This window comes from Pseudosulfitobacter koreensis, from assembly GCF_024733015.1.
Classification (GTDB): domain Bacteria; phylum Pseudomonadota; class Alphaproteobacteria; order Rhodobacterales; family Rhodobacteraceae; genus Pseudosulfitobacter; species Pseudosulfitobacter koreensis.
Map to the genome: position 1 here is coordinate 25,184 of NZ_JANKJG010000010.1, position 13,397 is coordinate 38,580.

The window sequence follows — 13,397 nt, forward strand, 5'->3', positions numbered from 1 at the left end:
GCGATGTGGTACATATTCGGCCCAATTACGTACATCATGCTGTTGGGCCGTCTCACTCCTTGAAAACGACGATGGAATCCGCCCCCCATCCGACGGTAACCTGGCTGCCCGGAGGTACGACTGACCGGCCGGCGGTGTTGCGCATCGAGATGGTGACGGGCGTGTCATGGCCAGCCAGCCGCACCGAATAATAGGTCATGTCGCCGTAATATTCGGAATCGACCACCTCGCCCTGAACCTTCATCTGCGCGGTATCGTCCGCGTCGGCCAGCAGCGTAAACATCTCGGGACGCACGCCAATGGTGTCGACCGCTTCGATGTCGAACGCGGGGTCGATGTCGTGGCGCGGCACGTCAATTTGTCCCAATGCTGCGATGTCCAGTTTCACATGCTGGTCGGTTACGCCCAGAACCTTGGCGGGCAGGAAGTTCATCACGCCGATGAAAGATGCCACCCGTCGGTTCACGGGACGCCGATACAGCCCCTCGGGCGTATCAAGCTGTTCGATGCGCCCGTCGAACATCACCGCGATGCGGTCCGACATGATCAGCGCCTCTTCCTGGTCGTGGGTGACCAGAATGAAGGTGATCCCGATGCTGCGTTGCAGGCTGCGCAATTCGACCTGCATCTGGTCGCGCAGCTTTTTATCCAGCGCCGAAAGCGGCTCGTCCAGCAAGATCACCTCGGGCCGCATCACAAGCGCGCGGGCCAGGGCGACGCGTTGCCGCTGGCCGCCCGACAGCTCGTGCGCCTTGCGCTTGCCATAGCTTTCCATGTCGACCAGTTTCAGCACTTCGGCGACGTCGCGGGCGATGTCCGCCTTGGACATCTTGCGGGTCTTCAGCCCATAGCCCACGTTTTCCTCGACGTTGAGATGGGGAAAGATCGCATAGCTCTGGAACACCATGTTGGTGGGGCGGCTGTTGGCAGGAATGCCCGACATGTCCTTGCCGCCGATCGCGACCTTGCCTTTTGTCGGCGGCTCGAACCCCGCGATGACGCGCAACAGCGTGGTCTTGCCGCAGCCCGATGGCCCCAGCAGCGAAAAGAACTCGCCCTCGCGGATTTCGGCAGAGATGCCGTGCAGCGCGGTGAACGATCCGAACTTCTTGACCACCTGGTCGATCACGATCATCGGTTTGGTGTGGGTGTCTTTCATGTCAGCCTTTCTGGTCATGCGTCACAGCCCCGCCAGCGTGGTATCGACACCTTGGCGCGCGGCACTGCGGCGGCGCAGCGCCTCGGCGATGATCAAGAGCACCACCGACACCAACAGCAGGATCGTCCCCAGCGCCATGACCGAGGGCAGCTTGGCCGGAAAGCGCAGCTGGCTCCAGATATAGACGGGCAGGGTGACGTCGGTGCCGGTGAGGAAAAACGCGATGATGAATTCGTCGAGCGAGATGGTGAAGGTGATCAGCAAGCTTGAGATCACCCCCGGCAGCACCAGCGGCAGCGTCACGCGCCGAAAGGTGCCCCAACGGGATTCGCCCAGGTCGAACGAGGCTTCCTCAAGCTCGCGGTCCAGCCCGCGATAGGATGAACTGAGGATGGCGATGGCGAAAGGCGTGCAGATCAGCACGTGCCCACCCACCACGGTCCACAGCGACAGCGGCATGCCAAGCTGATTGAGCATCACCAGCAGCGCCACCGCGATGATGATCTCGGGCAGCACCAGCGGCAACATGATCAGTCCGACGATCCCGGTCTTGCCCGGAAAGGCGAACCGCGCCGAGGCCCGCGCGGCGAAGGCCCCCAGCAGCGTGCTGAGCAAGGCCGTGGTCACCCCCACGAACATCGAATTGCCAAGGGCGATGTGCAGCGTGTCGGTGTACCAAAGCCCCACGAACCATTCGGTCGTGAACCCCGACAGCGGAAAGGCGATGATCGTCGAGGTGTTGAACGCAAAGAGCGGCAGCAGGATCACGGGCGCGTAGAGAAAGATCATGTAGACCACGGCATAGACCGCGAGCCATTTGGACGAGAGCCATTTCATCGCACACGGCCCCCCAGTTTCTTGCCGACCAGAAAGATGCCGACACTGATCAGCCCGATCACCACCATCGACGACACGGCGAGCGCCGCGCCCAGCGGGGCATTGTTCGCCTTGCCGAACTGGATCTGGATCATGTTGGAAATCATCAGCCCGTCGGTGCCGCCCACCAGCCGCGGTGTGATGAAATCACCCACGGTGGGGATCAGCACGATCAGGGTGGCCGCGACGATGCCGGGCATGGCCAGCGGCAGGGTGATGCGAAAGAACCGCCGCAGCGGGCTGTCACCCAGATCGGTCGCGGCCTCGAGCAGGGAGCGGTCGATCTTTTCCAGCGCCACAAAGATCGGCAGGATCGCGAAAGGGGCCCAGGCATGGGCCAGCGTGATCACCACCGCATTCAGGTTGTAGAGGATGAAGGTCAGCGGCGCGTCGATGAACCCCAGCCCCAGAAGCGCCGAGTTGAGCACGCCGTTGTAGCCCAGGATCACCTTCCACAGGAAGACGCGCAGCAAGTAGCTGGTCCAGAACGGCACGGTGATCAGGAACAGCCACAGCGCCTTGCGGCGGGTGACATGAAACGACAGGTAATAGGCAATGGGAAAGGCCAGCAGCACCGTCACCACCGTCACGATCAGCGAAATCTTGAGCGAGCGCCACATCAGCACCTGGTAGATCGGCGTGCCCCATGCCTCGCGGTAGTTATTGAGGGTCAGCGTGGTGTCGATGGTCAGGTAGTCCTGAGTCCAGAAGCTGAAGGTGATCACCATCAGCAGCGGGGCCGCCAGCATGACCAGCACATAGGCAAGCGTCAAGCTGATCAGCCGCAGGCCCTGACCCGCTTCACGGTCGAACCGGAGCGCCATCTAACGCGCATCCCTTGCGGTTGATCGCCTCATTCGGCGGCTCTTGCGGCCAGCAGTTCGGCGTTGCGCGCGGCAACCGTGCCCTTGGGTGGCTCATCCTCGTTCAGTACCGGGAAGTGCGCGCGCAGGCAGTCGTGATAGCTGCGCACGGTGTTTTCCAGATCGGACAGGATCACGCCGTCATAGCCGCTGGAAAAGGCGGCCTCCCAGGACCAGCGCACCAGCTCTTCGTCCTCTTCGGATGTCAGCCGGTCGATCCGGCTGCTGAGATAGCGCGACAGCCGCATGCGGCGGTCTTCGTTTGCCAGCCTGTAGGTCGTGCCGCGTTGCATGGTCTTGCCGTACTCCACCGGGAATTCCTGATAGAATTTGACACAGTCGGGATAAATGCCAAGCACGCAATTTGGAAAGAGACCGATGTAAAGCCAGGCCTTCGCGTGGCTTTCGTCCAGCTCGGGCGGTGCCTGCAGGATTGAGGTGTAGGCCTGAACGCTCCACAGTCGGTGGTTGGCTTCGCGAAACTCCGAGTAGGAGCGGGATGCGCCGTCTTTGAAATCCTCGTCGTAGTAGTTGCTGCCGAACAGATCCTGAAGGCCGGGGTGGGCCATCGGCACGTGATAGCCTTCGTTGTCGACGTCGCGGATGCATTTCCAGTTCACTTCGGCGGTTTCAGAGTAAAACCCTTCGCCCGAGGGCATCAGCCCTTCGAGGTCGTATTGGTCGATCTCGGCGTCGAAACGCTTGAGCACTTCTGACATGGGCGGCTGCGGGCCGGGGCGGAAGCGCACGAAGACGAAGCCGCGCCAGATGTCGGTCTCGATCGCCTTGAGGCCAAAGGCGACCGAATCAAGCTCGGGTAGCTTTTCTGGCTGCGCGGCACCGCGCAAGGTGCCGTCGAGATTGTAGACCCAGCCGTGGAACGGGCAGACGATGGAGTTGCGGCAGTTGCCCTGCTCGGCGGCGACCACGCGCGATCCGCGGTGGCGGCAGAGGTTGTGAAACCCGCGCAACACGCCGTCCTTGCCCCGGATCACCAGCGCGCGTTCACCGACGCAGTCCAGAGTGACGAAATCGCCCGCGTCGGGCAGGTCGTTGACATGACAGACCAGTTGCCAATGCGACCGGAACAGCAGGTCCTTTTCCATCTCGAGCATTTCGGTGTTGAAATAACTCCACGCGGGCAGGCCCTTGCGGTCATGGTCGATGGGCAGATCTTGCGCTTGTGCGACAGAGGACGTCATGAGGAGGCTCCCGGTTGATGGCTCGGGAGCACTCTAGCAAGTTTTATTGAGCGCTTAAATAAATATTTTGAAGCGGGGTTTGGCGCGGGTCCTTTGGCGGCAGAAAAAGCGGGCGAGGGAGCTGAGTGCGGGTCTGTTCCGCGCGCGCCGCGACGAGCGCTTGCTGTTACTGATTGATAGAAAGTGATTTCAGTTCAGTGGCTTACGGCACGTACTCTTCTCTGGCCCGGACGGCGATCCGCGAACGCCTCCTCACGAGGCATCCGGCGGATTGCCAGCCTGACCGCGCTACCCTGCCAGTCGCGTGTGCCGCGCCGCAGGCTCTGTCACGCCGCCAGAGCAGTTGAAGAAACCGACATTGGAAGTCATTGAATCGATCCCCGCCTGCAGCAGTTGTACCGCGTTCGAGCTTTCCCCGGCCATCGCGGCATTTTGCTGAACGGCGCGGTCCAGGTCGCTGACGGCGCTGTTCATCTCGTGCAGACCACTGCTTTGCTCAAGCGCTGCCGAGGCGATCTGCAGGATGCTGTCGCGTATCTCGGTCACGGTCATGTCGATGGATTGCAGCGATTGACCCGCTTGCCCGACCAGTTCGACGCCGTGTCCGACCTGTCGCTTGGAATCCTCGATCAGTTCCGCAATCTCACGTGCGGCGGCGGACGAGCGCTGGGCCAGTTCGCGCACTTCCGATGCCACCACCGCAAAGCCGCGACCGGCTTCGCCTGCGCGCGCGGCCTCGACGCCCGCGTTCAGTGCCAGCAGGTTGGTCTGAAAGGCGATGTCGTCGATGACGCTGGTGATGCGCGAAATGGATTGCGAGCTTTCCGCGATCACGTTCATCGCGCTGATCGCATCGCCCACGACCACGCTGGACCGGTCCGTCTGCTCCTTGGCCTTCTGGACCTTCTTGCTTGTGTCATTGGTCATTTCGGTCGCGCTTTTGACGGAAAACGTCAGCTCCTCCAGTGCCGCGGCGCTTTCTTCCAGCGTGGCCGCCTGCCGTTCTGATCGGTTCGACAAATCGTTCATTCCGGTTGAAATCGCGGCGACCTCCTGGTTGACCTCGCCGGATTGGCGCAGAACGGAGGATAACACGCTGTCCAGCCGCTCGACCGAGGCGTTGAACTGCACGCGGATGTCGTCGAACTCCCCCAGGTCTTCGTGCAGTCTGACGGTCAGGTCGCCTGCGGCCAGTTTGCCCAGCCCCGATTGCATCGCACTGGCGGTTCGGACGTAGGGGGTCGTGTCCACCGCGAACTTGACGACCTTCACCACTTCGCCTGCGGCGTTGCGGATCGGGTTATAGCTGGCGCGGATGTGTACCGTGCTTCCGTCCTTGCCGATCCTCTCGAAGGCGCCGTCGTTCGGCTCGCCGCGCCGCAGGCCTTCCCAGAATGAGATATATTCAGGACTGCCTGCATAGGTCTTGTCAACGAACATGCGGTGCATCTTGCCGACGATCTCGTGCTGCTCATAGCCCAGGGCCTGACAGAAAAGATCGTTTGCGCTCAGGATCTTGCCATGGGGGTCAAATTCGATGACCGCCTGCACCTTCTGGATTGCGTCCACCTTGCCCTTGGCGTCCGCCTCCATGTCGCGGGCGGCGGTGATGTCGAAGGCGTATTTGACAACCTTGAACGCGCGCCCCTCGGGGTCGATCAGCGTCTCGTACGTCGCCTGCAGCCAGCGGATCTTGCCGTCCTTGCCGATGCGCTTGACCTGCCCGGTTTTGGACGCGATCTGTGAAAGACCATCCCAGAAGTCCTTGTAATCTTGGCTTTCAGCTTCTTCGCGGGGCATGAAAATTCGGTGGTTCTTGCCAATGATGTCATCCTGCGCATAGCCCATCGTTTTCAAAAACAGGTCGTTTGCGGACAGAATATTTCCGCTTAGATCAAATTCGATCACTGCCATGGAGCGATTGACGGCATCCACCTGGCTTCGGTTGTCGCGCCGGCGCAAATGCGCCGCCGTGATCTCGCGCGCGGCGACGATGGTATAGTCATGGGTGCCGTCGGGCTTCATGATGGGGGTATAGGTGGCGTCGAACCAGACCTCGTCGCGCTGTTTGTTCAATCGCGGCACAATCTGGTTGATGGGCCGCCCGTTGTCGACATGCCGCCAGATGTCGATGAACTCTGCGCTGTCATAATCCTTTTCGCGCACGATCTGTTCATAGTCCTTGCCGATGATATCGACCGCCTGGACGTTCAGAAACGTGCAGAAACTGTCGTTGACGGACAGGACCGTGTGATCCGGGGCCAGACGCGCAAAAACATGCGATGTCTCAAGCGCCCGCAATTCCCTGCGCAGGGTGTCCAATTCCAAGTTCTCTTTTTTGAACCAAGCCATGTCGAATCCCTGCCAACCTTTGATGAACCGATTTCAGCCACACTGCCGTGCAATGGCTTCGAAACCATTAAGGCCGTCAGGGGAATCTGCAGCAGGCCCGTTCTGTCGCAGCGCAGCAGGCCCACGTCCACACTGTCCCGGCGGCCCGGACCGCCGGAGTTTTGCCCTGTTTCCAAGCGTCTGGTCGCAATTGCCGCAACCGCGCGCTACAATGACTGCAAAACCACACCTAACACGTTGCCGCGTCCAATACGCGGCGCGATGGTGTGCGAAAGGAGACGCCCATGTCGATCACCGCCAGCATCTATCACCTGACCCACTATAAATATGACCGTCCCGTCACCCTGGGGCCGCAGATCATCCGGCTGCGACCGGCGCCGCATTCGCGCACGCGGGTCATCTCGCATTCCCTGTCGGTGTCGCCTGTGGATCATTTCGTGAACCATCAACAGGACCCCTATGGCAACTGGATGGCGCGGCTGGTGTTTCCCGAACCTGTGCGCGAATTCAAGATCGAGGTGGATCTGGTCGCGGACATGTCCGTCTACAACCCCTTTGATTTCTTCGTCGAGGACAGCGCCAAGGACTTCCCGTTCACCTATGGCGACGAGATTGCCGACGATCTGTCGATCTACCTCAAGACCGAGCCGATGACGCCGAAACTTGAGGGTTTCCTCAAGTCGGTGCCGCGCGACAAGATGGTCACGATCGACTTTCTGGTGGCGCTGAACATGCGGCTTGCCTCCGAGATCAACTATGAAATCCGCATGGAGCCGGGGGTACAGACGCCCGAGGTCACGCTGGGCCGCGCGTCAGGCTCGTGCCGCGACAGCAGCTGGCTGTTGGTACAGATCCTGCGCAATCTCGGGATCGCGGCGCGCTTTGTCTCGGGCTATCTGATCCAGTTGAAGCCCGATCTGGTGGCGCTCGACGGTCCTGCGGGCACGGATCACGATTTCACCGATCTGCACGCCTGGGTCGAGGTTTACCTGCCCGGTGCCGGCTGGATCGGGCTGGACCCGACGTCTGGCCTGCTGGCGGGCGAAAGCCATATTCCGCTGGCCGCGACGCCGCATTATGCGAACGCGGCACCGATCACCGGGGTGGCCAGCTTTGCCGAGGTCGAGTTCTCGTTCGACATGCAGGTCAAGCGTACCGCCGAGCATCCACGCATCACCAAGCCGTTCTCGGACGCCTCGTGGGACGCGCTGAACGCGCTGGGCCAGAAGATCGACAAGCGGCTGGAGGACGGCGATGTGCGCCTGACCATGGGCGGCGAGCCCACGTTCGTGTCCATCGACGATTTTGAAAGCCCCGAGTGGAATTCGGACGCCGTGGGGCCCACCAAGCGGGTGCTGGCCGACAAGCTGATCCGCCGCTTGCAGGACAGGTTCGCCAATGGCGGGCTGCTGCATTACGGGCAGGGCAAGTGGTACCCCGGCGAGACGCTGCCGCGCTGGACCTTTTCGCTGTACTGGCGCAAGGACGGCAAGCCGATCTGGAAGGATCCCGATCTGCTGGCGCGCGAGGACACGCAGGAAAACGTGGGGCCAGACGATGCCAAGGCGCTGCTGGACAGCATTGCGCAGCATCTGGCGGTGCCACGCGAAAACGTGCTGCCCGCCTTCGAGGACCCAGCCGACTGGATCATCAAGGAAGCCAGCCTGCCGGAAAACGTGACCCCGGAGAACAACAAGCTGAAGGACCCCGAAGAGCGCGCTCGCATCGCGCGGGTGTTCGAGCGGGGGCTGACCACGCCCGCAGGCTACGTGTTGCCGGTGCAGCGTTGGCAGGCGCGGGCCGAAAGCCGCTGGATGTCCGAAGTGTGGAACATGCGGCGCGGCAAGGTGTTCCTGGTCGCCGGTGACAGCCCCGTGGGCTACCGGCTGCCGCTGGGCACGCTGCGGCACATCCCCGAGGCAAGCTTTCCGTTCATCAACCCGCAGGACCCGATGGAGGAGCGCGCGCCGCTGGCTGATCCCGCCGAGATCGAGGCACGTCCGCAGGCCGTGGCCCACCGCACCGACGCGACTGCGGGGCAGGAGGTCGTCGAACAGACGATGGCCCGCGACGGCGATCTGAGCGGGTCGGTGCGCACCGCCATCTCGGTCGAGCCGCGCGATGGGCGGCTTTGCGTGTTCCTGCCGCCGGTGGAAACGCTTGAGGACTATCTGGAGCTGATCGCCGCGACCGAAGCCGCCGCCAAGGCGACCGGCCACAAGGTGCTGATCGAAGGGTACAGCCCGCCCAGCGATCCGCGGATCGAGGTGATCCGCGTGGCACCGGACCCCGGTGTGCTTGAGGTGAACATTCACCCCGCCGCCAGCTGGGCCGAATGCGTCAACACCACCGAGATCGTCTATGAACAGGCGCGCCAGTGTCGTCTGGGGGCGGACAAGTTCATGATCGACGGGCGCCATACCGGCACCGGCGGCGGCAACCACGTGGTCGTGGGCGGGGTAAAGCCCGCTGACAGCCCGTTCCTGCGCCGTCCCGATCTGCTGAAAAGCCTGATCCACTTCTGGCAGCGGCACCCCAGCCTGTCCTATCTGTTCTCTGGCACCTTCGTCGGTCCCACCAGCCAGGCGCCGCGCATCGACGAGGCGCGCCATGACCAGCTTTACGAGCTTGAAATCGCGCTGGACCAGATCTGGCCGCCGACCAAGGCGGACGTGCCGCCGCCGTGGCTGACCGACCGTCTGCTGCGCAACAGCCTGATCGACGTCACGGGCAACACCCACCGGACCGAGATCTGCATCGACAAGCTCTATTCGCCCGATGGACCCACCGGACGTCTGGGCCTGGTCGAATTCCGCGGCTTCGAGATGCCGCCGAACCCGCGCATGAGCCTGGCACAACAGGTGCTGATCCGGGCCATCATTGCGCGCTGCTGGGATGATCCGATCAGTGGCAACCTGACCCGCTGGGGCACGCAACTGCATGACCGCTTCATGCTGCCCGAATTCATCTGGGACGACTTCATCGAGGTGCTCGACGATCTGAACGCGCATGGCATGGCGCTGGACCCGATGTGGTTCGAGGCGCAGGCCGAGTTCCGCTTTCCCTTCTGCGGAGAGGTCACATACGAGGGCATGACGCTGGAGCTGCGGCAAGCGCTGGAGCCATGGCATGTGCTGGGCGAGACCGGTGCCATCGGCGGCACCGTGCGCTATACCGACAGCTCGGTCGAGCGGTTGCAGGTCAAGCTGACGGGGGCCAACCCCGACCGCTACCGCGTCACCGCCAACAAGCGGATCGTGCCGCTGGCGCAGACCCGTGCGCCGCAGTCGCGCGTGGCTGCCGTGCGTTACAAGGCGTGGAAGCCCGCACAGTCGATGCATCCGGTGCTTGAGGTCGACGCGCCGCTGACCTTTGACATCTACGACACCTGGACGGGTCGGTCGCTGGGCGGCTGCCGCTATCACGTGGCACATCCCGGCGGGCGCAACTTCGACACCTTCCCGGTCAACGGCAACGAGGCCGAGGCGCGCAGGCTGTCGCGGTTCGAGCCGCTGGGCCACACCACGGGGGCCTTCACGCCGCCATCGGAAATACCGCACCCGGAGTTTCCTTTGACGCTTGACCTGCGCAGACGGGCGGGGTTGTAGTCAGCCGGACATGGCCAGCACGCAAACCAACAGGGGCGGGGCAAGCAACGATCTGCTTGCCAATTACGCCACGCACCGGGGCGTCCGCGACGAGATGATCGGCGCGGACGGCGCGGTGAAACCTGCCTGGCGTGACCTGATGAAACATCTCGGAGAGCTGTCGACCGAGGGGCTGGCGCACCGCTTTGCCCGTGGCGACCAGTACCTGAGCGAGGCGGGCGTGTTCTACCGCCAATACGACGACACCGTATCGTCGGAACGCGAATGGCCGCTCAGCCATATTCCGGTGGTTCTGGGCGAAAGCGAATGGGCCGAGATCGGGGCAGGGCTGGTGCAGCGCGCCGACCTGCTGGAATACGTGGTGCGCGATTTCTACGGAGCCAACGATCTGGTGCGGTCGGGGCAGATCCCGGCGGCGCTGCTGGGGCAGAACCCCGCGTGGCTGCGTCCGATGATGGGGGTGCAGCCGAAGTCCGAACCGTTCCTGAATTTCCTGTCGTTCGAGATCGGGCGCGGGCCGGACGGCAGATGGTGGGTGATCAGCGACATCGTGGAATCGCCGACCACCACGGGCTTTGCCATCGAAAACCGCGTGGCGCTTTCGCGCGTGTTTCCGAACTTTTTCAGCAATGCGCATGTGCACCGCATCGCGGGATTCTTTCAGGCGATCCAGCAGCGTCTGTTCGATCTGAGGGGCAAGGGCGCGGGGCAGATCGCCATGCTCAGCCCCGGACCGATGAACCAGAACTATGCCGAACACGCCTATCTGGCGCGCTACCTGGGCCTGCTTCTGGTCGAGGGCGAGGACCTGATCGTGACCGACGGGCAGGCGATGGTGCGCACCGTTTCTGGCCCCAAACCGATCAGCCTGCTGTGGAACCGGGTGCCGTCCGCGATGATCGACCCGCTGGAGCTGGAGGCCGCATCGCTGATCGGCACGCCCGGCCTGCTGGATGCCCTGCGCAGGCGCAACCTGCGGATGCTCAACGCCGAGGGGGCAGGGGTGCTGGAGACCCGCGCGCTGATGGCGTTTTTGCCCAAGATCGCGCGCAAGCATCTGGGCCAGCCACTGATCATGCCCAATATCGCGACCTGGTGGTGCGGTCACGCGGCCGAGCGCGACCATGTGATCCGGCACTGCGAGCAGATGATGGTCGGCTCGGCCTTTTCCACCGTGCCGCTGATGGCCGATCCGGGGACGTTCGTGTTCGACGCGGACAAGCTGGGCAGCTTTCCCGATCATGTGATGTCGCTCTTGCAAACCTCGGGGCGCGAGTTGGTGGGGCAGGAGACCGTCACCCTGTCGACCACGCCGGTCTACGAAAACGAACAGCTTGTCGCGCGGCCCATGTGCCTGCGGGTGTTTCTGGTGCGCACGGCGGACGGCTGGCAGATGATGCCCGGCGGCTATGCGCGCGTCAGCGGCGGCGACGACCCCAAGGCGCTGGCGATGCAGCGCGGCGGCAAGGTGGCGGACGTCTGGATCGTATCGGACACGCCGGTGCCGCAGACCAGCCTGCTGACACCGAAAGCCGACGCGCCGACGCGCGCATTCTCGGAAGGTGCGCTGCCGTCGCGCTCCGCCGACAACCTGTTCTGGGTGGGCCGAAACGTCGAGCGGGCAGAGTTCAACGTGCGCCTGTTTCGCGCCTATTTCGCCCGCGTCAGCGACGGCGTCAGCCCCGGCGCCCCGATCCTGCGCTATATCCGCAAGCACCTGCTGTTTGGCGTCACGCACGATGCGGCCACGATGGCCGAACGGTTCGAGACGCCGCTGTACGGTGCCCTGCAGGCCGCAACCAAGATCGGTGACCGCTTTTCGCCCGACGGGATGAAGGCGCTGAAGGACATCGTGCAAAACGTCGACCGCCTGCACGGGATCAAGGTCGAGCCCGATGACATCCTGACCGAAAGCAGCCTGCTCTTGCGCAAGATCACCGGGTTTTCCGGGCTTGTGCACGAGAACATGTACCGCTCGCACGGGTGGCGGTTTCTGAGCCTGGGCATTTCGCTGGAACGTGCGGCGGGCATGGTGCGCGTGCTGCGTCAGTTGGGTCGCGCGGATGCGCCCGAGGGCGCGCTGAACCTGGCGCTTGAGCTGGGCGACAGCATCGTGTCGCACCGGGCGCGGTTCTCGGTCGTGGCGGACATCGGGTCGGTGTTTCACATGCTGGCGCTGGATGCGAACAACCCGCGCTCGGTGCGGTTTCACGTGACCCGCGCCAACCAGCAGATCAAGGAGCTTCCCGGTCAGACCGGCGGCGCTGTTCTGGGCGATGTGGCACGGCGCATCCTGCTTTTGGAAACGCAGCTGGCGACCGTGACCACGGACGGCCTGACCACCGAACTGTTCGACCGGATCGAGCGCGAGCTTTGGGCGCTGTCCGATGCGCTGACCGAAACATTTCTGGTGTAAGCAATGGAATACGATATTCGACTGACCCTGTCGCACACCTATCATTCCCCCGCCGGAAACGGGCGGCACGTGGTGCGCGTGGTGCCGCGTGCGCTGGGCGGGCGGCAACGGTTGAAGCTGTCGATGCTGACCATCACGCCCAGCCCGTCCGAGCAGTTCGACAGCGTCGATTTCTTCGGCAACCAGACGACGACATTTGTGCACGCGGATGTGCACAGCGAAATGGCGATCACCATGGCCTGCCGGATCGACGTGCAGGCGCCAGCACCCCTGCTGGATTTCCCGTTGACCGCAGAGCAACTGGCGGTCGAGCTGGCCGATGTGCGCGAGATGGGGCCGCTGTCGCCGACGCATTTCCTGGGCCCGTCGCCACGGCTGGTGGCGAACTCTGAAATCTCGGCCTTCGCCCGCGCGATCCGGCGCGATGGCGACAGCGTGGCCGACACCGTCATGCGGCTGGGCGAGGCGCTGCACGGGATCATGACCTTCGACGCGATGGCGACAACCGTCGACACCAATGCGGTCGATGCTTTCCGGCTTAAACGGGGTGTGTGCCAGGACTATAGCCACGTGATGATCCTTGCGCTGCGCGCGCTGGGTATCCCTGCGGGCTATGTCAGCGGCTATCTTCGCACCCTTCCACCCAAGGGCGGCACCCGTCTGGAAGGGGCCGATGCGATGCACGCCTGGGTCAAGGCCTGGTGCGGTGCGGCGCTGGGCTGGGTGGAGTACGATCCCACCAACCGCTGCATCGTCGGCACCGATCATATCGTCGTGGGCTACGGGCGCGATTACGCCGACGTCAGCCCCGATATCGGCCATCTGCGATCTGCGGGGAACCAAACGACTTCGCAATCTGTTGACGTCAAGGTGGTCACATAGCCCGCAGGATTGTCCTGCAGTCCGTGCTGCAAACCACGC

8 protein-coding genes are annotated in these 13,397 nt (G+C 63.2%); 3 read left to right on the forward strand and 5 right to left on the reverse strand.

Annotation, left to right across the window (positions count from 1 at the left end):
* Positions 1–52: 52 nt before the first annotated feature.
* From NTA49_RS13215 to NTA49_RS13235, 5 genes are all read right to left on the reverse strand, one after another.
* A complete protein-coding gene (locus tag NTA49_RS13215; protein ID WP_258295267.1) occupies positions 53–1,159 on the reverse strand; it encodes an ABC transporter ATP-binding protein in 1,107 nt (368 codons plus the stop codon).
* A 21-nt stretch (positions 1,160–1,180) separates the two neighbouring features.
* On the reverse strand, positions 1,181–1,996 hold the full coding sequence (locus tag NTA49_RS13220) for an ABC transporter permease (protein WP_258295268.1): 816 nt from the start codon (positions 1,994–1,996) through the stop codon (positions 1,181–1,183).
* A complete protein-coding gene (locus tag NTA49_RS13225) occupies positions 1,993–2,859 on the reverse strand; it encodes an ABC transporter permease (RefSeq protein ID WP_258295269.1) in 867 nt (288 codons plus the stop codon). The genes NTA49_RS13220 and NTA49_RS13225 overlap by 4 nt, the downstream gene beginning before the upstream one ends.
* Before the next feature lie 29 nt (positions 2,860–2,888).
* The gene (locus NTA49_RS13230; protein WP_258295270.1) at positions 2,889–4,100 is read right to left on the reverse strand and encodes an aromatic ring-hydroxylating oxygenase subunit alpha; all 1,212 of its coding nucleotides are present in this window, start codon (positions 4,098–4,100) and stop codon (positions 2,889–2,891) included.
* 288 nt (positions 4,101–4,388) lie between these two features.
* The gene (locus NTA49_RS13235) at positions 4,389–6,452 is read right to left on the reverse strand and encodes a methyl-accepting chemotaxis protein (RefSeq protein ID WP_258295271.1); all 2,064 of its coding nucleotides are present in this window, start codon (positions 6,450–6,452) and stop codon (positions 4,389–4,391) included.
* A 284-nt stretch (positions 6,453–6,736) separates the two neighbouring features.
* Between NTA49_RS13235 and NTA49_RS13240 the strand changes: the two genes are divergently transcribed.
* From NTA49_RS13240 to NTA49_RS13250, 3 genes are read left to right on the forward strand one after another with little or no spacing between them, the layout of a single operon-like run.
* Positions 6,737–10,060, forward strand: a complete 3,324-nt coding sequence (locus NTA49_RS13240; protein ID WP_258295272.1) for a transglutaminase family protein — start codon at positions 6,737–6,739, stop codon at positions 10,058–10,060.
* A gap of 10 nt (positions 10,061–10,070) precedes the next feature.
* Entirely contained in the window at positions 10,071–12,476 is a 2,406-nt protein-coding gene (locus NTA49_RS13245; RefSeq protein ID WP_258295273.1) for a circularly permuted type 2 ATP-grasp protein, read from the forward strand.
* Between the two features lie 3 nt (positions 12,477–12,479).
* Positions 12,480–13,358: a transglutaminase family protein gene (locus NTA49_RS13250; protein WP_258295274.1), complete on the forward strand. Its 879-nt coding sequence runs from the start codon at positions 12,480–12,482 to the stop codon at positions 13,356–13,358.
* The last annotated feature ends 39 nt before the right edge of the window (positions 13,359–13,397 follow it).